This is a genomic window from Bifidobacterium pseudolongum subsp. pseudolongum DSM 20099, assembly GCF_000771225.1.
GTDB classification, from domain to species: Bacteria; Actinomycetota; Actinomycetes; order Actinomycetales; family Bifidobacteriaceae; genus Bifidobacterium; species Bifidobacterium pseudolongum.
The window spans coordinates 1-23921 of sequence record NZ_JDTZ01000005.1 but is presented as its reverse complement, the minus strand read 5'-3'; the positions used below and the strand labels follow the sequence as shown (position 1 = coordinate 23921).

Below are 23921 nucleotides of genomic sequence, written 5' to 3'. Positions count from 1 at the left end.
TGTACAACGTTGTATAACCTGCTATATTCAACGATGTAAACATTGGCGTTTGTGAGAAAGAGTGGTCATATGCGCACCTACCTGAATCCAATCGTGCTGCAGCGTGCCGACCCGTGGGTCATCAAACATGGCGATGGGTATTACTTCACCGGCTCGGACCCACGGTATGACGGCATCGCACTGCGGTATGCTGCCGATCTTGACGGCCTGCAGTCCGCGCCCGAGAAGACGGTCTGGCGTAGGCATGAGTCCGGCCCCGCCAGCAAATACATCTGGGCCCCGGAATTGCACCGCATCGGGGACGCGTGGTATATCTACTTCGCCGCCGCCGAAACCGATTTCGAGGATTCCGGACTGCCCACGCACCGCATGTTCGTGCTTGAAAACGTCGACGAAGACCCGATGAGCGACCATTGGGTCGAAAAAGGGCAGATCGTCACACCAATCGATTCGTTTGCGCTTGATGCCACGACATTCGTCCACCGCGGCACGCAATACCTTGTCTGGGCGCAGAAGGACCCGGCGATCGAAGGCAACTCGAACCTCTACATCGCTCCGATGTCCGATCCGTGGACGCTTGGCGGTGAGCCGGTCATGCTCTCCAAGCCGGAATACGATTGGGAATGCATTGACTTCCTCGTCAACGAAGGCCCCGCCGTGCTTGAGCATGATGGGCGCATCTACATCACCTATTCCGCCTCCGGCACCGGCCCCGCCTATGCGATGGGCATGCTTGCCGCAGATACGGACGTGGACCTGCTGGACCCCGCTTCCTGGACAAAGAGCGCGCAGCCGGTGTTCCGCACATGCGAGGCCAACGGCCAGTATGGGCCGGGCCATAATTCCTTCACCAAGACAAAGGACGGCGCGCAGGACATCATGGTCTACCATGCGCGCAACTACACGGATATCGACGGCGACCCCCTCTTCGACCCCAATCGCCATGCGCGCGCGCAAATCGTGCGTTGGACCGCGGATGGCCCCGATTTCGGCGTGCCCGAGCCGGATACGCTGTGGACGCCGAAATCGGTGGATGTGCTTCCCCCCGATGGCGGTGCACTCGCGGGCACAGCTCCTGTCTCCTCGAGGAAGATGGCTTGAGCGCGGTGTCCTGATCCTCCTGTCTTCCTTTCCTTGCGGCGGCGTCCGGGGCTTCGGCTTCCGGACGCCGTTTCGTTCGTTCCGGCGCCCCGATTGTCGCATAATGTCTGCGACACGCGGGAAAGTGGCGTAATCTCGGGGATGATGGCCGATTTGGGAGTATTGTTTTGTACAACGTTGAAAACGGCGCTATACTTCAAGTACAACGTTGCAAAAAGCAATGGAGCTAGCGAGGGCGTTCCGCCGTCGCTGCGTCAACGTTCCCGGTTCCTTGTCGAATTGGGAAAGAAACGGAGCAATCAATGAAGATGAACAAGACCATCGCCGCGGCGCTTGCCATAGTCACGGCCTCCACACTTGGGCTCTCCGGATGCGGCTCAGCAGGCGGCGACGTCAAGAAGACCGCTGACGGCAAAGTGCAGATCACGATGTGGCATGGTTTTTCCGAAGCCGATGGCAAGACACTCGAAGGCATTGTGGATTCCTTCAACAAATCGCAGGACAAATACCAGATCGATGCCCAGCTGCAGCCGTGGACCACAATCGGCGAGACCATGGTCACCAAGGTCACTTCCGGTGATGGCCCCGATTTCGTGACGACAGGAGCGGACAACGGCCAGGGATGGTCTATCGACGGCACCTTCCAGTGCGTCTCCGACTTCTACGACGACCCCGCCTATGAGACCAAGAACTACATCCCCAACGTCGTGGACCAGATCACCTTCGACATCGACGGATCCCAGGAGAAATGCGCCGTGCCGATGGGCTATGCACCCACCGCCGTATGGTACAACACCGACATGTGGAAGGCCGCGGGCCTCACGGAGGCCGATTATCCGAAAACGTGGGACCAGCTGCTCGAAGTCGCCAAAAAACTCACCAAGGGCAAGCAGCAGTATGGGATCGCCCTGCCGGACGTGACGATGGCACCGTTCCTCAAGGGCAACGGCTCAGGCCTGTACACCATGGAAGGCAAAGTCTCCGTGAATACCCCCGAGAACAAGGCATTCCTCCAGCAGATACGCGAATTCTACAAGGGCGGCTATTCGCTGTCGGGCATGGACGAGACCGCGGCACGTGAATCCTTCGAATCCGGCCAGTCGGCCATGGTCATCGTCGGCCCTTGGGAGGACCAGGCGGCCACGGACAAGGGCATTCCGCATGATGTCTTCCAAGTCCCAAACGGCAATGGCACCTACGTCTTCCCGAACGGTTCGAAGGGCTCCAACACCGGTTCGACCGGCCTGTATTGGTGGGTCACCTCGCAGGTGAAGGACGACGACGTCAAGAAGGGCATCTATGAGTTCTACAAGTGGTACAACAACCACGACAACCAGATCATCTGGTCGCTCGGCTCCGCCTACCCGCCGAACAACACGACCGTGACCGAAGAGGATCTGTCCGAGCGACCGCTCATCGCGAAGATCTCCCAGTACACCGACAACTCCTTCATCCCCATCGCAGGACTCAAGGGAGGCTTCGGCGATGTGCTCGCCACCGTCGACACGCTCACCAGCAATGCAGCCCGCACGGATGACGACATCCAAGGCCTGCTTGACGAAGCCGAACAGAAGATCTCCGGCTACCTCGAGGAATACGCCGAGGACTGAGCCTCCCAAGGCGAACAGTCCACATGCTCCGGACGGGACCGTGCCCGTACATGGTCCCGCCCGGGCAGCACCCAATTCTGATCGGAGGAAAGGAAAAGCCATGACCCAGGCATCAACGGTTACCGGCAGTGCGAGAATCGCCGAAGAGAACCGGAAGTCCATTGCACGGCGCAATCTACGCACCGGTTTGCTGTTCACTGCACCCGCACTCATCGTGCTCGCGGTCTTCGTGTTCTATCCCGCCATCGAGACCTTCATCGTCTCGCTGACGAACAATCGCATCAACCGCGCGGGAAAGTTCATTGGATTCGAAAACTACGTCAAGCTGTTCCATAGCGCCGATTTCTGGACCGATGTGAGGAACACGCTGTTCTACGCGGTGCTGTACGCGCCGCTCGTCGTCATCGTCGCGCTCGCGTTCGCGCTGCTGCTCAACCGCAAGGACCTGAAGTTCGTCGGATTCTTCCGCACATGCATGTTCCTGCCGTTCGTCATCTCGCTGACGGTCGCGGCGATCGCCTGGAACTTCATTCTCTCCCCATCGCTCGGCCTCGTGCCGTATTGGGCGTCGCAACTGTTCGGCATCGAACACCTCAATCTGCTGGGCACGCGCTCTACGGCCATGGCGACGATCGTCTTCATCACGGTCTGGAAGAATTTCGGCTACTTCATGGTCATCTTCCTCGCCGGCCTGCAAGGCATCTCCGCCGAACTGTATGAGGCGGCGAGCCTCGACGGCGCGAACTCATGGCAGAAGTTCTGGCATATCACCATCCCGGCTTTGCGGCCGACCTTCAACTACATCGTCATCTTCGGTCTGATCGGCGCGTTCCAGGTCTTCGACCAGGTGTTCATCCTCACCTCCGGCGGACCCGACCGTGCCACCGAGACCATCGTCTACCGCATCTACACCGAGGCCTTCGGCAACGGAAAGCTCGGCTATGCCTCGGCGCTGTCATATGTGCTGCTCATCATGACGCTGATCGTCGGCCTCATCCAGCTGTACACCAACGCCAAGCACGAGAAGGAGGAACTCGCATGACCACCGCAACCCTCGTCGCGCACCGCGCATCCGAAGAATACGACGAGAATGAGCGACTGCGCCGCAGGGCGACAGCCCGTCGCCGTTGGGGACTTGGCTTCAGTTACCTGGCCCTGATCCTCGTGACGATCCTCATGGTCTTCCCCCTGCTCGTCATCCTGCTGGTCTCGTTCACGCCGAACGCGGTGACGCAGACATGGCCTCCGAAGTTCATCCCATCCGCGTTCACCCTCGAGAACTACCAGTCGCTGTTCCAACGCTTGCCAGTCGGCCGGGAGATGCTCAACACCATTGTCTTCGCCGGCTGTGTGACCATTTTCTCGGTATTCTTTGATGCGCTCGCCGCCTACGGGTTGTCGCGCGTCGACTTCAAAGGGCGCGGCATCCTCCTGGGCGTGCTCATCGCGACGATGATGATCCCCGCAATGGCCTTGCTGATTCCAATCTACAAGCTGCTCGCCAACATGGGGCTCGTCAACAGCTACCTCGGCATCATCATTCCGAGACTGGCGGATGTGGGTGGCATTTTCCTGCTGAGGCAGTTCTTCATCTCGATCCCGAAGGACCTCGACAACGCAGCCCGCATCGACGGCGCAGGTGAGTTCCGCATCTTCCTGCAGATCATCCTGCCGAATTCAGTGCCCGCCATCCTCACCGTCGGCATGTTCAATTTCATGGGCAATTGGAATGACCTGCTGTGGCCGCTCATCATGACGTCCAAGCCGGAGACGCGCACCATCACCGCAGGATTGGCCATGCTCACAGGGCACGGGTCATCCGTGACCCCGTATGGCGTCGTGATGGCCGGTGCATTGATCTCAGCATTGCCGTTGATCATCGTGTTCTTCTTCGTGCAGAAGCGGTTCGTTGAGGGCATTGCCATGACCGGCATGAAGTGAGCGCATCCGCGTATCCATATTCTTACCTTCTCCTTTCCTCTCCGCCCGTCGGGCCGCCAACCGCGCAGTCGTGGTCGGCGGCCCGACGGGTATTAACCCGACCATGTTGATCAGAAAGGCCGCTGCCATGAGTGTCGCATCGTCCGCGGAGGGCCTTGAGCCCGTCGCCGCGCCCGCACCTGCTTTGGACGCATTCGATCCTTCGGCCGTGCGCATCCATTCCGGGCGGTATGAAGCCGCCCAGTCCGCCGCGGGATCATATCTGCTGTCGTTGGATATCGATCGTCTGCTCGCCCCGATGCGCCGCGAGGCCGGTCTGCCTATGGCTGACCATACAGGCGCCCCGACGGAGCCGTATCCGAACTGGGAATCGACCGGACTCGACGGCCATATGGCGGGGCATGCGCTCAGCGCGTATGTCGCCTTCGCGCAAACCACCGACCTGCCTGAATTCGCACGCCGCGCCGCTTCGCTTGTCAGGGGGATGCGCGAATGCCAAGAACACATGCAGGGGCTCATGAGAGGATTCATCGGGGGTGTTCCGGGTGCCGTGGAGGTGTTCCAACGCATCGGGCGGGGTGAGGTGCAGTCACAGGCATTCTCGCTCAACGGGGCATGGGTGCCCCTCTACAATGTGCATAAGACCTTCGCCGGCCTGCTCGACGCATGGTCGGGGCTCTCGTCAATCGATCCGCCGACCGCCTCCATGGCCAGGGCATGCGTGGTTGATCTGGCGAACTGGTGGTGCCGTTTGACGGCCACAATCGACGATGCGTTGTTCGCGCGCATACTGGTGAGCGAATTCGGGGGGCTGTGCGAATCGTTCGCTGAACTGTACGCCCGTACCGGCAACGAGCGCTATCTCGATATGGCGCACCGCCTCACGGATTCGAGTGTGTTCGACCCACTGTCCCATGGCGTCGATGCCCTCACTGGTCAACACGCCAATACGCAGATACCCAAGGTGCTCGGTTGGCAGCGAATCGGCGCGCTCACCCATGAGAGGCGGTATGCGGATGCGGTGGAGACCTTCTGGAGGTCGGTGGCGCTTGGTCGATCCGTGAGCATCGGCGCGCATTCGGTGGCAGAGCATTTCCATGACAGCGCCGATTTCGGTCCCATGGTCACTTCGGAGCAGGGGCCGGAGACCTGCAATTCATACAATATGGCCAAACTCACCGCACGGATGTGGCTGCAGGATCCACGCCGCGAATACCTTGATTTCTACGAGCGGATCATGTGCAATCACATCTTGTCCACGGTGAGCGTCGATGAGCCGGGTTTCGTGTATTTCACGCCGATGAGGCCCCGGCATTACCGTGTCTATTCCTCGGTGCGGGAATGCTTCTGGTGCTGCGTTGGGTCGGGGCTCGAGAACCATGCGCGTTATGGGCGTCTTATCTACGCCAAGCAGGGTGGCGGCCCGCTCGATTCGCGCCGTCTGCTCATCAATCTGTTCATCGGCTCTTCGTTGCAGTGGCGTGAACGTGGATTGCACATCAAACAACGCGTTCACCATGCCGCCGATGGCTCCTTGCTCGTCACCATCGCCTTGCGTGAGACGCGGGGCTTCCGCCATGAACTACGCCTTGGCGTACGGGAACCACAATGGGCTTTCGGCTGGAGCGTCGAGGATGTGCAGGGAGGCACGATTGCCGTGGATGCAGATGACGATGTGCCCGAAGGGTTCCGTCCGTTGCGGGCGACTTGGACGGGCGGCATGGAGTTCACGGTGCGCCTCACCGAGAACATAGCGGTTGAGCGTTTGCCTGATGGTTCCGATTGGGCAAGCATCATTGTCGGGAACACGGTCATGGCGTTACGTGATGGTCATGGCGGCCGAGACGGTGAAAACGCTGACTCCAGCCGGATGGGGCATATCGCCCAAGGCGAGAAACTGCCTCTTGCGGATCTGCCGGTCCTGTGTGGCAACCGTCCTCCCCGGTTGATCGAAGGCTCGTTGCGCGTTGAGGCGCTGATGCCGGATGGGGCTCTCGCCGAACTCACACTGGAGCCGTTTGCTGCGATGGACCGTACCCGGTATAGCGTGTATCTGCCGATTGCACGGGATGAATCCGATGCGGCGCGGGTGCGGGCCGGACTGATGCGGTTGGATGAGGAGCGCCTTGAGCATGCTGCCGGCATTGTTGACGAAGTGGAATGTGGCAGGCAGCAATCCGAGGTGGGGCACCAGTACCGTGGCCGTGCGGACCGCCTTGGCAGGCAGCGCGATGTGCACTGGCGCTGCGCGCAATTGTGCGGGGTGTTCTCCTATATAATGGCGCTCACTCGGGATCGATGCACGCTGCACGTCGAGATCATGAAGGCCGATTGCGATTGCGACTATGCGGTGTTCATGAACGACATGCCGCTTGAGCGAACCCAGAGATGCACCATGAAGGATTCATCCCGCATCATCGATGTGTACGCCGTGCCGCAGTGCGATCCGCCCGGGCGCCTGCATGAGGCGGGAGATGCGGGAGCCTGTGCGCGCTTCTCGTTGAGCGCCACGGCCACAACCTGCGGGCCACGTGTGACGGCGCTGCGTGTCGTCACCTCATCATGATGGAGCAGTCAGGGCTGGACGAGCTGACTGGCCCTGACTGCTGCTACGGCTTGTTCTCCTGCGTGTTGCCGCCGGATTCACCGCCGCCGCCCGGCGTCTCGGCCGGAGATTCGCTCGGCTGGGGCCCCGGCGTGCTTTGGCTCGGCTTTGGCTCCGGCTCGGGCGTATTGCCGCCGCTCGGCTCGGTGGGTGTCGTCTGTTCGGGCGTCTGCTGCTGCTCCGTCGAAGGCGACGGTGAATTCGACGGCGACGAGCTGCTCTCGCTCGGCGTGGGCTGCATCTGCTGCAGGTTGTTGTAGCTGTTGCCGGACCCGCGCTTGCTGCCGCCCAGACCCCAATCGCCGTCCGGTCCGCCGATCACGCCGTTGTCAATGGCGTCGGGGAACTGTTCGACCGGCATGTCGGCGACCGCCGTCGACATGAATTCGGAGAACAGATGCGACGGATAACCGGTGGACGAGACGCCATAGCCGGCGAACTGCGGCACCACCTGGTTCTCGCCGTTCGGGCCCGGGTTCCAGATGGCCCACACGTTCATCAGCTGCGGTGTATAGCCCACGAACGAAGCCGCGGTCTCGTCGTTCGCCGTGCCCGATTTGCCGGCCACTGGGCGACCGAGCGCGCTCGCCACGCCTGCGGCCGTGCCATACTGCGTGGTGCCGAGCATCGCGTGCTGCACGAGGGCGCAGTCGTTCTCGTCGAACACCTTGGTGGTGTTGAGATTCGGCTGGTACATGTCTTTGTCGCCCTTGAGCACGCGGTCCACGACGTGCAGTGTGTTCTTCGTGCCGTTGTTGGCGATCGTCGAGTGGCCCTGTGCCAGATCCCACACGGTGAGCGAGTTGATGCCCAGGATGTTGTAGAGCGTGTCGGTCTGGATGTCTCCGCTGATGCCGGCGTCATGCGCGATCTGCGCGTAGCGTTCCGGCGTCAGGTGTTCGTTGACGTTCATGAACACCGTGTTCACCGAGTTCGCGGTGGCTTGGTTGAGGTTGATGTTGCCCCAGCTGATGCCGAGCGCGTTCGGTACTTCGGCGAAGGTGCCGGGCGTGGTTTCGAACTCCTCGGGCGAGTTGCCGTTGAACAGCGTCGCGAAGCTCACATCGCTCTGCGCGGCGCCGATGAGGCCGAAGGGCTTCATGGTGGAACCGGGCTGGAACGTGGACTGCGTGGTATTGTTGAGCTGCTGCTTGAGGTAGTCGGAGCCGGCGTACATCGCCTTGACCGAACCGGTCTTCTGGTCGACGGCTATGCCGCCCACCTGCAGTGTTTCCGGCATGCCCTCGGGGCGTTCGTCGCCCACCTCCTGGATGCGGTCCTGCAACGCCTTGTCAATCGTGGTCACCACCTTGTAGCCGCCCGTTTCGAGCTCGTCCTTGGTGAACGCCTTGGCGTTGACCAGTTCCGATTCCACAGTGGAGAGCAGGTATCCGTTCGGGCCAGCGAAATCGTTGCTCAGCGTGTAGTCCTTGACTTGCGGGAACTGGGCTTCGGCCGCCTCGGCGTCGGTGATGTAGCCGTCCTCCTTCATGATGCGGATCACGCGGTCGAAGCGTTTCTTCGCCTGCTCGGGGTTCTCCTGCGGATCCCACGAGCTTGGCGCGGGGATGATGCCGGCGATCATGGCCGCCTCGGACACGGTGAGGTCCTTGGCGTCCTTGCCGAAGTACGCCTGCGCGGCGGCCTGGATGCCGTACGCGCCACGCCCCAGGTAGATCGTGTTCATGTAATTGCACAGCACTTCGTCTTTGTCTTGCGAATTCGCGATCTTCATCGCGAGGATCGCCTCGCGGATCTTGCCCGCGTACGACGTGGTCTCGCCGAGGTAATACCGCTCCGCGTATTGCTGCGTGATCGTCGAGCCGCCTTGGCGTGACCCGGTGGTCAGGTTGTTGTAGAGCGCGCGGGCCATGCCCATGATGTCGATGCCCTTGTTCGTGTGGAACGAACGGTCCTCGGACGATACGATCGCATTGCCCACATACTCGGGCAGCACGGAACAGTCGATGATCTCGCGGTTCTGCGACGAGATCGAGCCGATCGGCGTGGTGCCGTCGCTGTAGTAGATGTTCGTCTTTTCGGCGATCGCCACTTTTTCAGGCTGGGGGATGTCGGTTGTGGCATACAGGTAGATGAACAGGCCGATGCCGGCGAGCAGCAGGCCGCCGATCACGCCGAGCAGGATCTTCCACCACAACCCTTTCTTGTGGTTCCTCGGCTGCTTGTGGCCTTTGGACTGGTTGCGGCTGCCACTGGGCCGTTTGCCGCTCGAACGCGTGGCGCTGCGGCGCGTGGAGGAACCGGCCTGCCTGGTGGAACCTGAGGCGGCGGTGCGCGGCTTGGCGCCATTCTGGCGTGAGCTTGCGGTGCGAGTTTGTGAAGCCATGAGCACCACGGTAATCGTTCCACCTGAAAAAAGGCGGGTTCGCCAATGGAAAATACGCGGCCGTGCACACGACCGCGACCTTTGTGCAGATGCGCGCAATCTGTTGTTTTCCAGCGCTTCCGCTATCGTCGAACCGCCCCGTGATGGCAATTGCGGGGGTGTAAAGGTATGCTTGAAGGTTGTATGAACGCACGCAACTTGGAGGAGTCGTTTCAGATGAGCATTCGCGTGGCTATCGCCGGTGTGGGCAATTGCGCCTCGTCGCTGGTGCAAGGTGTGACCTACTATAAAGACACCAAAGACGAAGACAAGATTCCGGGCCTGATGCACAACAATTTCGGCGGGTACCGTGTCCGAGACATCGAGTTCGTCACGGCATTCGACGTGGACGCCGAAAAGGTGGGCAAGGATCTGTCTGAGGCGATCGGCGCTTCGCAGAACAACACGATCAAATTCGCGGACGTGCCGGAACTGGGCGTCGAAGTGCTGCGCGGACCCACCTACGACGGTCTGGGCGAATACTACCGTGAGATGATCGAGGAGTCCGACGCCGAACCTGTGGACGTGGCCCAGGTGCTGCGCGACAAGAAGGTCGACGTCCTGATCTCGTATCTGCCGGTCGGCTCGGAAGAGGCGGACAAGGCGTATGCGCAGGCCGCGATGGACGCCGGCTGCGCGTTCGTCAACTGCCTGCCCGTGTTCATCGCGTCCGACCCGGAGTGGGCGCAGAAGTTCCGCGATGCCGGCGTGCCGATCGTCGGCGACGACATCAAGTCGCAGGTCGGCGCCACGATCACGCACCGCGTGATGGCCCGCCTGTTCGAGGACCGCGGTGTGCGCCTCGACCGCACCTACCAGCTCAACGTGGGTGGCAACATGGACTTCATGAACATGCTGCAGCGTTCGCGCCTTGAGTCGAAGAAGATCTCGAAGACCCGCGCCGTCACCTCCGTGGTGCCGCACGAGATGGATCCGTACAACGTGCACATCGGGCCGTCCGACTACGTGGCATGGCTCGACGACCGCAAGTTCGCGTTCGTGCGTCTCGAAGGCACCACGTTCGGCGATGTGCCGCTCAATCTTGAATACAAGCTCGAAGTGTGGGATTCCCCGAACTCCGCCGGCATCGTGATCGACGCGCTGCGCGCCGCCAAGATCGCGCTCGACCGCGGCCTGGCCGGCCCGATCCTCGCGCCGTCGTCGTACTTCATGAAGTCCCCGGCCGTGCAGCATGAGGACAATGAGGCACGCCAGCTCGTCGAGGAGTTCATCGCCGGCACGGTCGAAGCGACCGAAGAGCAGCTCAACGCCGACGTCGCCAAGGCGAAGGCCGACGGCAAGGACGTCTGGAAGGCCTGACACAGCCGCCGGTTCCGCTTGGTCCCGGCATGGTGTACACTGATAAAGCCTCCGCGTGGCACTACGTCACCCAATCCCCCCAGGGCAGGAATGCAGCAAGGGTAAGTGGCCTCTGGTGGGTGCGCGGAGGTTTTTCCATACCCTCTTCCAATTCGTGCACGCATTGGCGTCGGTGCCAAGGTTCACTCGTGCTCGTACAGTCGTAGCCATGACACAACACGAATCCGCCCCAGAAGACGAGCCGCGCGCCAACGGCTCCGCGAACGCCTCCGGCGGCAGTGCACCCAGCGATGGTGTTGCCACCGGCGATGCCACCACCCCCGCCGCGCAGTGGGCCCCGCTCGAGGAACGCCGTGAGTCGCAGCCGACCAGTGCGCCCACCGCCGTGCCTACCGCGGAAGACCAGCTGTCGGCGCAGATCGACGCCTCGCTCGCCCAGCCCGACCCCCTCGCGCTGCGCCCGCGCACATCGAGCGTTGTGCTGTGCGTGGTGTTCGGCGTGGTGTTCCTGGCGGTCGCGGCAGCCGTCTACTGGCTCGGCGTGCACACGGTGGACGGCCAGAGCTACGAAGACCTGGCCATCATGAACTTCGCCGACACGATGCCCGCATGGCTCAGCTTCGGCAACCTCAAATCGGGGCTCGTCATCGGCGTGAGTCTCGCGTTCGGCGCCGCGGCCATGCTCGTGGCGGCGGCGCGCAAACGCTGGTGGCTGCTCGGCCAGCTCGCCGTGTTCGCGGCCGTCGCGTTCGCCGCGGCGAAGCTGCTCAAACCGCTTTTGCCGCGCCCGCTGCTCGTGCATGTGGAGTCGTCGGTCAACAATTCCGCCCCCTCGGGCCACACGATGCTCGCCGCGGCGGCCGGGCTCATGCTGCTCGCCGCGGTGCCGCGTTCATGGCGCGCGTGCGCGGCGGTGCTGTCCACTGTGTTCACGTCGATCGTGGGTGTGAGCGTGATCTATGACCGCTGGCACCGGCCGGTGGACGTGGTGATGTCGGTGTGCATCGCCGGCGCGTGCATGATGCTCGCGCTCGCCTGCACGCGCGCCTCGGGCATGGACCGCACGGGCAGCCGCATGTCGTCGCCGAGCGTGCAGATTGCGGCCACCGCGCTCATCACGCTGGGCTTGTGCGCGATCGCATACGGCGCATACGTGCTGTGGCAGGTGTTCCCCGGATTGCAGTACGCCTCCGCGTGGGCGGCGCCGGGCGCATGTGCCGCGGCCACCGCGATGGTCGTCGGGTTCGCCGGGCTCGTCAACGGCATGGTGCTGATGATGCGGCAGATCACGGCGGCCCCGCTCACGCGCCTCGGCCTGATAGGCGAGCCTCCCGCGCCACCGCGCAAGGCCGCGGCCTGACCTCCGCCACAGCTGTGTTTTCAGCTGTGCGCCACACCTCGTCCGCGCGCTGTGCACACGGCATGAGTAATATGACGTCTCGAAACGCGTAAGTGTAAGGAGAAGAGCATGACTACCGGTAGCAAGCTCGTCATCGTCGAGTCTCCCGCCAAGGCAAAGAAGATCGGCGGGTATCTGGGTGAGGGCTACACCGTGCTGGCGTCAGTGGGCCATATCCGCGACCTTGCGCAGCCCAGCCAGATCCCCGCCGACCAGAAGGCGCAGTACGGCAAGTTCGGCGTGGACGTGAACGACGGCTTCAAACCCTATTACATTGTGGGCGCCGACAAAAAGAAGACGGTCTCCGAACTGCGGTCCGCGCTCAAACACGCGAGCGAACTCTATCTGGCGACTGATGAGGACCGCGAAGGCGAGGCGATTGCATGGCACCTCGTGCAGACGCTCAAGCCGAAGGTGCCGGTCAAGCGCATGGTGTTCCACGAGATCACGCCCGAGGCGATCCGCGCGTCGCTCGAACACACGCGCCAAGTGGACGACCACATGGTCGACGCACAGGAGACGCGCCGCATCCTCGACCGCCTGTACGGCTATGAGCTTTCGCCGGTGCTGTGGCGCAAGGTGGGGCCGGGCCTGTCCGCCGGCCGCGTGCAGTCGGTGGCCACGCGCCTGATCGTGGAGCGCGAGCGCGAGCGCATGGCGTTCGTGCGCGCCCCATACTGGGATGTGGTGGCCCAACTGCAGGCCCCCGATGCGCTCGGCGAACTCACACCGTTCGATGCGCGCCTGACCACGCTCGACGGCCGTCGCGTGGCCGGCTCGAAGGACTTCACCGCCGCGGGCGCGCTGACCGACGCGGCTGCGCACGACGATGTGCGCCAGCTGACCGAGGCCGATGCGACGGCGCTCGCCGACACGTTGCGCGACGCCGACTTCCTCGTCTCGTCGGTCGAGAAGAAGCCGTACCGCCGCCGTCCGCAGCCGCCGTTCACCACGTCGACGATGCAGCAGGCCGCCGGCAACCGCCTCGGCATGTCGTCGCGCCAGACGATGCGCGCGGCGCAGAGCCTGTACGAAAACGGCTATATCACATATATGCGTACCGATTCGGTCACGTTGAGCCACGAGGCGATCGCCGCCGCGCGCGAGTCGGTGGCGCAGCAGTTCGGCGAGCAGTATCTGGCGCCGCAGCCCAAGCAGTACGCCACAAAGACGGCTGGCGCGCAGGAAGCGCACGAATGCATCCGCCCGGCGGGTTCGCGGTTCCGCGCGCCCGACGAGCTCGCGGGCACGCTGCCGCCGGACCAGCTCAAGCTCTATACATTGATCTGGCAGCGCACGCTCGCCTCGCAGATGGCCGACGCGACCGGCTCCACCGCCGTCGCGCGCTTCACTGCGCAGGCCCCGGAACACGGCAAGGCGGTATTCCAGACGTCCGGCACCGTGATCGAATTCCCCGGCTTCCTGCGCGTGCTCGGATCGGCGCGGGCGAAGGGGAGCGACGAGGTGTCGCTGCCGCCGATGAGCGAAGGCCAAGTGCTCACCGCCACCGGCGTGCAGGCCGACGGCCATGAGACGCAGCCGCCGGCGCGATACACCGAGGCGTCGCTCGTCAAAACGCTTGAGGCGAAGGAGATCGGCCGTCCGTCCACGTACGCGAGCATCATCTCCACGATCATGGACCGCGGGTATGTGTATGAGCGCGGCCGCGCGCTGATCCCGTCATGGCTCGCGTTCGCGGTCACGAAACTGCTCGAGACGCGCTTCCCGAAATACGTGGACTACCAGTTCACCGCGGACATGGAGAACGGGCTCGATCAGATCGCGCACGGCAAGGAGACCGGGCGCGAATGGCTCACCGCGTTTTACTTCGGTACGGGGCACGACGCCGCGCACACCGCGCAGGACGTGCATGAGGGCCTGCAGCAGCAGGTCGCGCAGCTCGGCGAGATCGACGCGCGCGCGATCAACACGATCGAGATCGGCGACGGCCTGGCCGTGCGCGTGGGGCGCTATGGCCCGTATCTGGAGGATTGTGCGCATCTGGACGCCGAGGGCAACCCCAAGCGCGCCACGATCCCCGACACGCTCGCCCCCGATGAGCTGACTGTGGCCGAGGCGCGCAAGCTGATCGACAGCAATGCGGGCGGCCCGCGTGTGCTCGGCACCGACCCGGCCACCGGCGGCACGGTGGAAGTGCGCAACGGGCGTTACGGCCCGTATGTGGCGCTTGTGCTGCCCGGCCAGGAGCAGGCCGCGCACGAGCACGATGCGAAGAAATCCAAGAAGGCGGAGGGCGAGCGCCCCAAGATGGCGTCGCTGTTCAAGTCGATGAGCCCCGAGACGGTCACGCTCGCGGACGCGCTGCGCTTGCTGAGCCTGCCGCGCGAGGTGTATGCGGCCGATGAGCCGAACGCGAAGACCGGCGAGATCGAACATGTGACGGTGACGGCGAACAACGGCCGCTACGGCCCGTACCTGACGCGCGCCGTGGAGGGCGGGGCGAGCGAGACCCGTTCGCTCGAGAACGAAGACGCGATCTTCACTGTGACCGAACAGCAGGCGCGCGATCTGTTCGCGCAGCCCAAGTACGGCCGTGGGCGTGGGCGCGCGGCCAAGCCGCCGCTGCGCGAACTGGGCAACGACCCGGCCACGAACAAGCCGGTGACGATCAAAGAGGGCTTCTACGGCGCGTACATCACCGACGGCGAAACGAACCGGTCGCTGCCCAAGCAGTACGACTCCAAGACAATCTCCGCGGAAGACGCGTTCCGCCTGCTCGCCGAAAAGCGCGCGGCCGGCCCCGCCAAACGCCGTGGGCGCAAGACCGCTGCGAAGACGAAGGCGAAGTCGGGCGGAAAATCGGCCAGCCCTGCGCAGAAGGCGCGCGAGGAGCGCCGCCGTAAGGTGCGTGAACTCGCCGACAAGGGGTGGGCGAACTCGCGCATCGCCAAGGAGCTCGGCACGACCGCCATCACCGTGAAAAACGACGTCGAATACATGGCCGAACACGACGGCTACAGCCGTCCGCCGGTCGTGCCGAACCGCTGAGGGCATGGTCGCCATGGCCACACAGACCCCACGCGGACTGTTCATCTCGTTCGAAGGCGTCGACGGCGCCGGCAAGACCACGCAGGTCGAGCGTCTCGCCGGGTTCTGGCGTGCGCGCGGGCGTGAAGTCGTCGTCACGCGCGAACCGGGCGGCACCGAGCTCGGCACGCGGATCCGCCGGCTGCTGCTGCACGGTGCGGAGCCGATCGCGCCGCGCGCCGAGGCGCTGCTGTTCGCCGCGGACCGCGCGCAGCATGTGGCGCAGGTCGTGCGCCCCGCGCTCGACCGCGGCGCGATCGTGATCACCGACCGGTACCTCGATTCGTCGCTTGCCTACCAGTCGGGCGGCCGCGAATTGACCGCCGACGACGTGCGCGCGTTGAGCATGTGGGCCACAGACGGGCTGCTGCCGGCGCGCACCTATCTGCTCGACATCGACCCGGCCGTATCGCTCGGCCGGCTCGAACACGAGCAGGACCGCATGGAATCGGCCGGCGCCGAGTTCGCCCGCCGCACGCGCGCCGCGTTCCTGCGTCTCGCCGAGCGCGAACCGGAGCGGTTCCTTGTGTTGGACGCGCGCGAGCCGATTGGGCGCATCGCCGAAGTGATTTGCCAAGACAGTGCGAATCTGGTTGGGTGAATCCGTATGAGTGTATGGGATTCCATTGTGGGCCAGCCGCGCGTGGTGGAGCAGCTGCGCGCCGTCAGCAGCGGCGACGGGAGCGCGCTGGCGCAGTCGTGGCTCATCTGCGGGCCGCCCGGGTCGGGCCGGTCGCATGTGGCGCGCGCGTTCGCCGCGGCGCTCGAAAGCCCCGACCATGGGCTTTCCGAAACGCCAACGCGCGTGACCAAGCAGGTGCTCGCCGGCACACACCCCGACGTGACGACGCTCACGACCGACAAAGTGACGATCGGTATCGACGACGTGCGCAGCCTCATCGGCACAGCTGAGCAGACGCCGAGCACGGCGCCGTGGCGCATCATCATCATCGAAGACGTGGACCGCATGCTCGAGCGCACCACGAACGTGCTGCTCAAAGAGATCGAAGAGCCGAGCCCACGCACCATCTGGCTGTTGTGTGCGCCGAGCGCGCAAGACGTGCTGCCCACGATTCGCTCACGCACACGAATCGTCAATCTGGGCGTGCCCGACGACGCGGATGTGGCCGCGTATCTGGAACACAGCTGCGGCGCGGACCGGGCCACGGCGGCGCGTGTGGCGCGCCTCGCCGAAGGGCATATCGGCATCGCCGCGCTCTATGCGCGCGATTCACAGGTGCTCGCCGACCGTGACGAACTCGTGGTGGGTGTGCTCGGCCTGGCGCGCGCCTCGCAGGCGGTGCTGCTCGCCGACACGCTCATCGCGAGCGCGAAGGCGCAGGCGCAGGCGGACGTGGACCGGCAGGCCGAGCGCGCGCAGCAGGAGTTCCGGCGCATCAACGGGCTGGGGGAGGACGACCGTGTGCCGCCGGGCCTGCGCGGCATGTACAACGCGATCACGAAGAAAGACGAGCTCAAACGGCAGGCCACGCGCCGCCAACGCGACGTGCTCGACCGCGCGCTCAACTCGGTGGCGAGCGTCTACCGCGATGTGGCGGTGCTGCAGAACGACGCCGAAGGGTCGGTGGGGCTCGTGAACGTGGAGAACCGCAAGGCGATCGTGGACCTGTCGGTCGCGTTGCGCCGCGAACAGGTGATCGAACGGCTCGACCGCATCGCCGTGGCGCGCCGCCGTCTGATCGGCAACGTCAACCCGCAGTTGGTGTTCGAAGCCCTGTTCTGCGAGCTGTTGCCGCAGTGACCGGCGCGCATAAAGGCGCATACGAAGAGGCCCACGGTGCGCCAGTGCGCATCGCGGGCCTTGGTGTAGGCGGTGTGTACCGCGAATCAGACAGCGAGCAGCGTGTTGATGAGCTCGTCGGCCACGGCTTCGGCATTGTCGCCTTCCACGGTGATCTCCACCGTGTCGCCCTGCTTGACGCCCAGACCCATCACCGAGAGGATCGAATCGGCCTGCACCGGTGCGCCGTCGCCCTTGGCGATGGTCACGGTGCAGCCGCTCGCGCCGGCGGCCTGCGCGAACTGCGCGGCCGGACGGGCGTGGATGCCCACGGGATCGTTGATCACGGTGCTACGAGTAGCGGTTGCCATAGTGTGCTCCTTCTGATAAGCAAAAACATGCAGCGGATATACCGCAGACAGTGCACACGTTACCATGCCCACCTTGAAGGACGCGCTATTAGCTGAGACCGGAAAACGGCCCCACACGGCTGCGCGCGAGTAGAATTGCTGACGATCGATTCACTGGATTCCCGTGCCGTCGCGCCGGGGCCGCGCGCTGGCGTGCGTGGGGCCCCAGTATGTGCGACGCGCGTAGGGGAATGGGTGGGATGGAAGGAGTCCCTAAATGATTATCAAAGGTGTGGGCATTGGCCGTGGTGTGGCCGTGGGCCCGGTGCTTCGTATGGCTGAGCCGCTGCCGGAGCCGAAGGACGAGCCGCGCGCCGCGTCGGTGAGCGCCGAAGCGGAGAACGCGCGCGTCACCAAGGCGCTGGCCGCGGTGAACGCCGACCTCAACCGTCGCGCGCAGGAAGCCGCGAACGGCGATGAAGGCACCAAGCAGGCCGCCGAGATCCTGCAGGCCGTGGCCATGTTCGCCTCCGATCCTGCGCTCGCCGCGAACATCGCAAAAATGGTCGACGAAGGCAAGACCGGCGAACGCGCCGTGCTCGATGGCTTCGGCCAGGTCGAGGAGATGTTCCGCCAGATCGGCGGCTATCAGGGTGAACGCGCCGCCGACCTGCACGACGTGGGCCAGCGCGTGATCGCCGAGCTCATGGGGCGCCCGGCCCCCGGCGTGCCGCAGAGCGAGACGCCGTTCGTGCTCGTGGCCAAGGACCTTTCGCCCGCAGACACCGCGAGCCTCGATCTGGACAAGACGCTCGCGATCGTCACGTCGGAAGGCGGCCCCACCTCGCACACGGCCATCCTGTGCCGTGCGCGCGGCATCGTGGCCGTCGTCTCGGCCACCGAAGCCGTGGACCTGGCCGACGGCGAGACCGTGATCGTCAACGCCGCCAAGAGCGAAGTGACGACCGACCCGACCGACGAGCAGCTCGCCGCCGCACACGACGCGAAGCTGCGCGCCGACAAGGCCAAGGAACTGCGCGGCCAGCCCGGACAGCTCAAGGACGGCCACCGCATTCCGCTGCTCGCGAATGTCGGCAAGCCGTCGGACGCCAAGACCGCGCTCGAATACGGCGCGGAAGGCGTCGGTCTGTTCCGCACCGAGTTCCTGTTCATCGGCAACGAAGAGCCGCCGACGGTGGAAGAGCAGACGAAGGCCTACGCCGAACTGCTCGCGCAATTCCCCGGCAAGAAAGTCGTGATCCGCTTGCTCGACGCCGGCGCCGACAAGCCGTTGCCGTTCCTGACGCCCGAAGACGAGCCGAACCCGGCGCTCGGCCTGCGCGGCCTGCGCACGCTCGCACAGCACAAGGCCGTGCTCGAAGGCCAGCTCAAGGCGCTCGCCGAAGCCGACGCGCAGACCGACGCCGACCTGTGGGTCATGGCGCCGATGGTGGCCGACGAGTGGGAAGCCGAATACTTCACGAAGCTCGGCAAGAGCTTCGGCCTGAAGTTCGTGGGTTCGATGGCCGAAGTGCCGTCGATCGCCGTGATGGCGGACAAGGTCTCGCAGGTCACCGACTTTGTCTCGATCGGCACGAACGACCTGACGCAGTACACGCTCGCCGCGGACCGCACGCTCGGCTCCGTCTCGAACTACCAGACCGCATGGCACCCGGCCGTGCTGCGCGTCATCAAGATGATCTGCGAAGCCGGCAACAAGAATGGCATGCCGGTCGGCGTGTGCGGCGAGGCAGCGGCCGACCCGGATTTGGCCGTCGTGCTCGCGGGCCTCGGTGTCAACTCGCTGTCGATGACCCCGGTCGCCCTCGACGACGTGCGTGCGGAACTCGCGCAGCACACGCTCGAAGAGGCGCAGCAGATCGCCGAGAAGGCGCTCAACGGCGATTTCTACAATCCGCCACAGTGGTGCGAACTGGGCGAATGACGCCGCTGACACGCCCATGGGGCGCGCTGGAAACGCCGGTGCGCCCCCGGGTGGCCAGCCCATACGCCATACTGGGAACATGCTGATCACCGCAGATTTTTCCATCATCCCCAGCGCATACGCAAAAGACGCGCCTGAAGACGCACGCGTCGACTCCGTGCCGTGCGTATCGTTCCCCTTCTACATCGACCAACTCAACCCGCGTGCGAAGTACCTGCACTGGGAGTTCAGCGATCCGGATTCCATCCCCGTATGCGGGTTCGAATGGATCCACTGGACCGTGGCGAACCTGCCGGTTGAGGCGATCATGTTCGACCCGAGCGACGCGCACGCGTTGTCGATTCCGGCTGATTTCTCGCGCTCGCTGCCCGCGATGATCCCCGAGGCGCTGCAGGGCCGCAATTCCTCCGCCTCGCCGTTCCTGGGCCGCAGCTCCGACCCGGCGCTCATCGAACGCTACAACGGGCCGCAGCCGCCGGACAAGGACCATCAGTACGCGCTGCAGGTGTGGGGCACGAGCGAGCCGGTCGAAGGACTCGAACAGGGCTTCTGGCTCAACGAGCTGCTGCACGGGCTCGAACGCGGCAAGTCCGTGTGCGACGCCGGCGGTGTGATGCTCGTAGGCAAAGCCTGACGGCACTGGCGCACGGATCCGTGTGCGCTCTTGCGGGATGATGCCATGACGGTGCTGTGCTGTGGCGCCAAGGCCATCATCCCGCATGATGGCTTGCTCTGGGCGTATCCGTACGGAATGCTCTAAGGTGTCTGCGTATACTGCGCCCCGCCCGGGGTGCGACCGCTATACCTATGAGGAGCATCAATGAGCTGCACAACGATTCTGGTTGGCAGGGACGCCAGCTACGACGGATCGACGATCATCGCGCGCAATGAGGATTCCTGCTTCGGGGAGTTCGACCCGAAGCGCTTCGTCGTGGTCAAGCCGGCCGACCAGCCGCGCACCTACACGACCGTGCAGAGCCATCTGACGGTGGCGTTGCCGGACAATCCACTGCAATACACGGCGGTGCCGAACGCGGACCTGCACATCGGCGAATGGGGCGAGGCCGGCGTCAATGAAGCGAACGTCGCGATGAGCGCGACCGAGACGATCACCACGAACGAGCGCGTGCTCGGCGCCGATCCGCTCGTCGAATATGTGGCGGCGAAGGGCACGGAAGGCGAGGACGGCTATGAGCCGGCCGTGCCCGGCGGCCTGGGCGAAGAGGATTTCGTGACCGTCGTGCTGCCGTACATCAAGACGGCGCGCGAAGGCGTGGAGCGCCTCGGCGCGCTGCTCGAGGAATACGGCACATACGAATCCAACGGTGTCGCGTTCAGTGACGCGAGCGAGATCTGGTGGTTCGAATCGGTCGGCGGCCACCATTGGATTGCCAAGCGCGTGCCGGACGGCTGCTATGTGACGATGCCGAACCAGCTGGGCATCGACGAGTTCGACCTCGACGACGCCTTCGGCGAGCAGCAGGACTGCATGTGCTCCGCCGACCTGCGCGAGTTCATCGCACACAACCACCTCGACCTTTCCGTCGAAGGACTGTCCGCGTTCGACCCGCGGTCGGCCTTCGGCTCGCATTCCGACGCCGACCATGTGTACAACACGCCGCGCGCATGGTACATGCAGCGGTGCCTCAACCCGTACGACGAGGTCTGGGACGGTCCGGACGCCGACCACAAGCCGACGAGCGACGACATTCCGTGGGCGCGCCAACCGGAACGCAAGATCACGATCGAAGACATCAAATATGTGCTTAGCTCCCACTACCAGGGCACCGAGTTCGACCCCTACGGCACGCTCGGCACCGAGGAGACGCGGCACCTGTACCGTCCGATCGGTATCAACCGGCAGAACCATCTAGCCGTCATGCAGCTCCGCCCGTACCGCCCGCAGGCGAACCGCGCCGTGCAGTGGCTCACCTACGCGTCCAACCCCTTCAACGCGCTCGTGCCGTTCTTCCCGAATGTGAACGACACGCCCGCGTATCTGCGCGACACCACGACGCGCGTGACGACCGAGAACATGTATTGGGAAAACCGCATCATCGCCGCGTTGTGCGACGCGCGCTTCGCCGAGACGAGCGCCGCGGTCGAGCGGTTCCAACAGAAGATGGGCGCGCTCGGCAACCGCATGGTCGCCGCCGCGGACGCACAGGTCGACCGCCTCGGCGGCGCCGATGTGTTCGATGCCGCGCAGCTCGAGGAACGGTATGAGGCAGACGACATCTCCGAAGACGTCGAGCCGATGGCCCCGGAGGCCATCGTCGCCGCCGTGCGCAACCCCGAGGTGCGCGATGTGCTCGAGGCGGCGAATGAGACGATGGCGCAGCAGCTCAAAGAGAACACCGACGAACTGCTCAACAGCGTGCTCTACACGGTGAGCATGAAGATGCGCAACGGCTACAACCGTTCCGACAACTGACGGTTGCCATGCCGTATGGCGGCTGTCCGTGGCTGGCTGGTAGCCACGGACAGCCGTTTTTCGTAGGAATATGTACGGTTGTGGCTGACCGTAGCCATGAATGTACATCGCAGTGCCATCGCATAGCTGTCTGTGTCTAGTTGGTAGCTATGGGCAGTCGCCTCAGAGGGTGCTTGGATACTGTTCGCACAGTGACACGCATCTATACACGGCCGTGGTGTGCTGATATGTTGAAAAGGCAGCACAACATCCGCGGAAAGGAACGTGTAGTGACGCTCATCGAGCAATTCACCATGCCTTACGGGCTGGTAGAGAAAATCGACGCCTTCGGTTATTTGGACTATCTCAAGAATCATCCTGACGCTCCACGCAAGCACGGAAAGGTCGTGCTCGTCACCGCGGACACGCCGCTCAAGGCGTCGCGCGGCGAAGGCAAGACCACCACAACCATCGCGCTCATCGACGCACTCAACGCGCGCGGCATCGACGCCGCCGCCGTGCTGCGCCAGCCGAGCATGGGCATCACCGCCGCCGGATCCAAGGGCGGCGCGTCGGGCGGTGGCAGCGCGTCTCTGACCCACCCCGAGCTCATCGACTGGGGCCTGTGCGGTGAGATGGGTGCGATCGAAGCCGCGCAGAACCTGCTTGTTTCGTTCGCGGAGAAAGCCGTGGACGATGGGCTGCTCGACGACGTGCTCGTGCCGCGCGTCTCCGAAGTGCCGTCGCGCTCGCTGCGCTCGATTGTGGTGGACGCCGGCAAGAACGACGTGCACGAGAAGGTCGTGCTGACGCCGACGTGCGAACTCATGCAGATCGTCGTGCTCTCGCGGTCGATGGACGAGATCGCCGAGCGCGTGGCGAAGATGATCGCCGGCACGAAAGACGGCAAGGCGGTCACGTTCGGCGAATTCATCGACCTGTGGCGCATCACCGACATCCTTGGCGACGCCGTCAAACCGGCCAAGACCGAGACCGTCAACGGTTCGCCGGTGTATGTGCACGGCGGTCCGTTCGCGAACGTCTCGATCGGCATTCCCTCGCTTGTCTCGGTGGAGATGGCGTGCGCGGAGCACGACGTCGTCATCGTCGAGGCCGGGTATGGCGCCGACGCCGGTGCGCAGAAGTGGCTCGACATCGCATGCCGCGAGTACGGCGCGCAGTGGCCGAGCGCGGCCGTCGTGGTGACGCGTGCGTCCACGTGGCGCGACGACCCGGCGCTGCAGTGGCGCTATCCGTTCCACGTGAAACGACTTGAGGAACTCAACATTCCCACATTCCCGCTCATCAATCTGTGGGAAGGCGAGGACGACCAGGTGCCGGCGCTGCGCGAGACGGCGAGCGAGCTCGGGTTCCGCGCGCCGATCGTCGGCAACCTGTTCCGCGACGGCGGCGACGTGCTCGTGCCGCAGCTCGACGAGTTTGTGGGCGCGGTGACGGATGGCGAGCCAATCGAGACACCGGCGAGCCACAAGGGCATGGGCCTGATCGACAATCTGCGCTGGGTCTGCGAGAACGCGTACGGCGTGCCGGAAGCGCGCGTGGTGGAGAAGGCCGGGTTCGCGCAGTCGCTCGAGGCGGCGCGTGAGCTGTGTGAGAGCGCGGGCATCGCGTTCGACGATCTGGCGCTCGTGTCGGTCAAGTCGCCCGCCACGATGACCGACGACGACACCGCGCCGGCCGACGAGCGCACCGTGACGCTGAAGAAGGTGGACGTGCATTCGGGTGCGGGGCTCGTGCATGTGAACCTGACGACGTCGCTCACCACGCCGATGCCGAAGATCGTGTGAGCGCGGTGGCGCCGCTGTAGTGGCGGGGAGCCGCTGGGCTGCAGGGCCGCAACCGTTTGGATGGTTGCGGCCCTTTTGTCGTATTACAAAGAAGGGTTGGGTTGGGCTGGGCTGCCGGCAGGGCTTTTTCCGCGGGGCGTACGTACGGGCTTTGTCTCAATGCAAATGGTTGTATTGTTCGCGTAGTGGATGGCGTTGCGTGGGTATAGGAGCTTAAGCGCAGAGCGGTACCGTGGAAGTGCGGGAAATCGGCG

Annotated in this window: 16 protein-coding genes and 1 other RNA gene; 15 read left to right on the top strand and 2 right to left on the bottom strand. The window is 64.2% G+C overall.

All coding sequences use genetic code 11. From position 1 onward, the window contains the following. Nucleotides 1-69: 69 nt before the first annotated feature. The 5 genes from OU02_RS04745 (at nt 70) to OU02_RS04725 (ending at nt 7218) form a co-directional block, all read left to right on the top strand. Nucleotides 70-1101: a glycoside hydrolase family 43 protein gene (locus OU02_RS04745; RefSeq protein ID WP_033489095.1), complete on the top strand. Its 1032-nt coding sequence runs from the start codon at nt 70-72 to the stop codon at nt 1099-1101. A gap of 302 nt (nt 1102-1403) precedes the next feature. Beyond that, nucleotides 1404-2711: an ABC transporter substrate-binding protein gene (locus tag OU02_RS04740; protein ID WP_033489094.1), complete on the top strand. Its 1308-nt coding sequence runs from the start codon at nt 1404-1406 to the stop codon at nt 2709-2711. Nucleotides 2712-2811: 100 nt separating this feature from the next. Then, nucleotides 2812-3753 (top strand): carbohydrate ABC transporter permease, encoded by a 942-nt coding sequence (locus OU02_RS04735; RefSeq protein WP_033489093.1) that lies wholly within the window; start codon nt 2812-2814, stop codon nt 3751-3753. After that, on the top strand, nt 3750-4652 hold the full coding sequence (locus tag OU02_RS04730; protein WP_033489092.1) for a carbohydrate ABC transporter permease: 903 nt from the start codon (nt 3750-3752) through the stop codon (nt 4650-4652). Before OU02_RS04735 ends, OU02_RS04730 begins: the two co-directional genes overlap by 4 nt. A gap of 127 nt (nt 4653-4779) precedes the next feature. Beyond that, the gene (locus tag OU02_RS04725; RefSeq protein ID WP_051918357.1) at nt 4780-7218 is read left to right on the top strand and encodes a beta-L-arabinofuranosidase domain-containing protein; all 2439 of its coding nucleotides are present in this window, start codon (nt 4780-4782) and stop codon (nt 7216-7218) included. Nucleotides 7219-7261: 43 nt separating this feature from the next. On the opposite strand, the gene OU02_RS04720 is transcribed toward OU02_RS04725, so the two are convergent. Further along, on the bottom strand, nt 7262-9604 hold the full coding sequence (locus OU02_RS04720; RefSeq protein ID WP_080720572.1) for a transglycosylase domain-containing protein: 2343 nt from the start codon (nt 9602-9604) through the stop codon (nt 7262-7264). A gap of 216 nt (nt 9605-9820) precedes the next feature. On the opposite strand from OU02_RS04720, the gene OU02_RS04715 reads away from it, so the two are divergent. From OU02_RS04715 to OU02_RS04695, 6 genes are all read left to right on the top strand, one after another. Then, the gene (locus tag OU02_RS04715) at nt 9821-10963 is read left to right on the top strand and encodes an inositol-3-phosphate synthase (RefSeq protein ID WP_026647926.1); all 1143 of its coding nucleotides are present in this window, start codon (nt 9821-9823) and stop codon (nt 10961-10963) included. 42 nt (nt 10964-11005) lie between these two features. Then, nucleotides 11006-11102: signal recognition particle sRNA small type (gene ffs / locus OU02_RS08535), an RNA gene on the top strand. Nucleotides 11103-11171: 69 nt separating this feature from the next. Then, entirely contained in the window at nt 11172-12323 is a 1152-nt protein-coding gene (locus OU02_RS04710) for a phosphatase PAP2 family protein (RefSeq protein ID WP_033489091.1), read from the top strand. Nucleotides 12324-12431: 108 nt separating this feature from the next. After that, complete coding sequence (gene topA, locus OU02_RS04705) at nt 12432-15371, top strand: type I DNA topoisomerase (protein WP_033489090.1); 2940 nt, start codon at nt 12432-12434, stop codon at nt 15369-15371. Nucleotides 15372-15384: 13 nt separating this feature from the next. Next, complete coding sequence (gene tmk / locus OU02_RS04700; RefSeq protein ID WP_033489312.1) at nt 15385-16011, top strand: dTMP kinase; 627 nt, start codon at nt 15385-15387, stop codon at nt 16009-16011. A gap of 6 nt (nt 16012-16017) precedes the next feature. Next, nucleotides 16018-17172 (top strand): DNA polymerase III subunit delta', encoded by a 1155-nt coding sequence (locus tag OU02_RS04695; RefSeq protein ID WP_033489089.1) that lies wholly within the window; start codon nt 16018-16020, stop codon nt 17170-17172. A gap of 86 nt (nt 17173-17258) precedes the next feature. Here the strand turns inward: OU02_RS04695 and OU02_RS04690 are convergent, their stop codons facing one another. After that, nucleotides 17259-17522: an HPr family phosphocarrier protein gene (locus OU02_RS04690; RefSeq protein WP_022858101.1), complete on the bottom strand. Its 264-nt coding sequence runs from the start codon at nt 17520-17522 to the stop codon at nt 17259-17261. Nucleotides 17523-17778: 256 nt separating this feature from the next. On the opposite strand from OU02_RS04690, the gene ptsP reads away from it, so the two are divergent. The 4 genes from ptsP (at nt 17779) to OU02_RS04670 (ending at nt 23667) form a co-directional block, all read left to right on the top strand. Then, on the top strand, nt 17779-19446 hold the full coding sequence (ptsP, locus tag OU02_RS04685) for a phosphoenolpyruvate--protein phosphotransferase (protein ID WP_033489088.1): 1668 nt from the start codon (nt 17779-17781) through the stop codon (nt 19444-19446). A 79-nt stretch (nt 19447-19525) separates the two neighbouring features. Then, on the top strand, nt 19526-20080 hold the full coding sequence (locus OU02_RS04680; RefSeq protein WP_033489087.1) for a YbhB/YbcL family Raf kinase inhibitor-like protein: 555 nt from the start codon (nt 19526-19528) through the stop codon (nt 20078-20080). Between the two features lie 186 nt (nt 20081-20266). Next, entirely contained in the window at nt 20267-21880 is a 1614-nt protein-coding gene (locus OU02_RS04675; protein ID WP_033489086.1) for a C69 family dipeptidase, read from the top strand. A gap of 269 nt (nt 21881-22149) precedes the next feature. Next, on the top strand, nt 22150-23667 hold the full coding sequence (locus OU02_RS04670; RefSeq protein WP_033489085.1) for a formate--tetrahydrofolate ligase: 1518 nt from the start codon (nt 22150-22152) through the stop codon (nt 23665-23667). The last annotated feature ends 254 nt before the right edge of the window (nt 23668-23921 follow it).

What these genes read in the sequence shown, in the direction of transcription:
- topA (WP_033489090.1), top strand. Translation starts at nt 12,432, where the DNA reads ATGACTACCGGTAGCAAGCTCGTCATCGTCGAGTCTCCCGCCAAGGCA.
- OU02_RS04745 (WP_033489095.1), top strand. Translation starts at nt 70, where the DNA reads ATGCGCACCTACCTGAATCCAATCGTGCTGCAGCGTGCCGACCCGTGG.
- OU02_RS04715 (WP_026647926.1), top strand. Translation starts at nt 9,821, where the DNA reads ATGAGCATTCGCGTGGCTATCGCCGGTGTGGGCAATTGCGCCTCGTCG.
- OU02_RS04740 (WP_033489094.1), top strand. Translation starts at nt 1,404, where the DNA reads ATGAAGATGAACAAGACCATCGCCGCGGCGCTTGCCATAGTCACGGCC.
- OU02_RS04710 (WP_033489091.1), top strand. Translation starts at nt 11,172, where the DNA reads ATGACACAACACGAATCCGCCCCAGAAGACGAGCCGCGCGCCAACGGC.
- OU02_RS04725 (WP_051918357.1), top strand. Translation starts at nt 4,780, where the DNA reads ATGAGTGTCGCATCGTCCGCGGAGGGCCTTGAGCCCGTCGCCGCGCCC.
- OU02_RS04720 (WP_080720572.1), bottom strand. Translation starts at nt 9,604, where the DNA reads ATGGCTTCACAAACTCGCACCGCAAGCTCACGCCAGAATGGCGCCAAG.
- OU02_RS04680 (WP_033489087.1), top strand. Translation starts at nt 19,526, where the DNA reads ATGCTGATCACCGCAGATTTTTCCATCATCCCCAGCGCATACGCAAAA.
- OU02_RS04730 (WP_033489092.1), top strand. Translation starts at nt 3,750, where the DNA reads ATGACCACCGCAACCCTCGTCGCGCACCGCGCATCCGAAGAATACGAC.
- OU02_RS04690 (WP_022858101.1), bottom strand. Translation starts at nt 17,522, where the DNA reads ATGGCAACCGCTACTCGTAGCACCGTGATCAACGATCCCGTGGGCATC.
- tmk (WP_033489312.1), top strand. Translation starts at nt 15,385, where the DNA reads ATGGCCACACAGACCCCACGCGGACTGTTCATCTCGTTCGAAGGCGTC.
- OU02_RS04675 (WP_033489086.1), top strand. Translation starts at nt 20,267, where the DNA reads ATGAGCTGCACAACGATTCTGGTTGGCAGGGACGCCAGCTACGACGGA.
- ptsP (WP_033489088.1), top strand. Translation starts at nt 17,779, where the DNA reads ATGATTATCAAAGGTGTGGGCATTGGCCGTGGTGTGGCCGTGGGCCCG.
- OU02_RS04735 (WP_033489093.1), top strand. Translation starts at nt 2,812, where the DNA reads ATGACCCAGGCATCAACGGTTACCGGCAGTGCGAGAATCGCCGAAGAG.
- OU02_RS04695 (WP_033489089.1), top strand. Translation starts at nt 16,018, where the DNA reads ATGAGTGTATGGGATTCCATTGTGGGCCAGCCGCGCGTGGTGGAGCAG.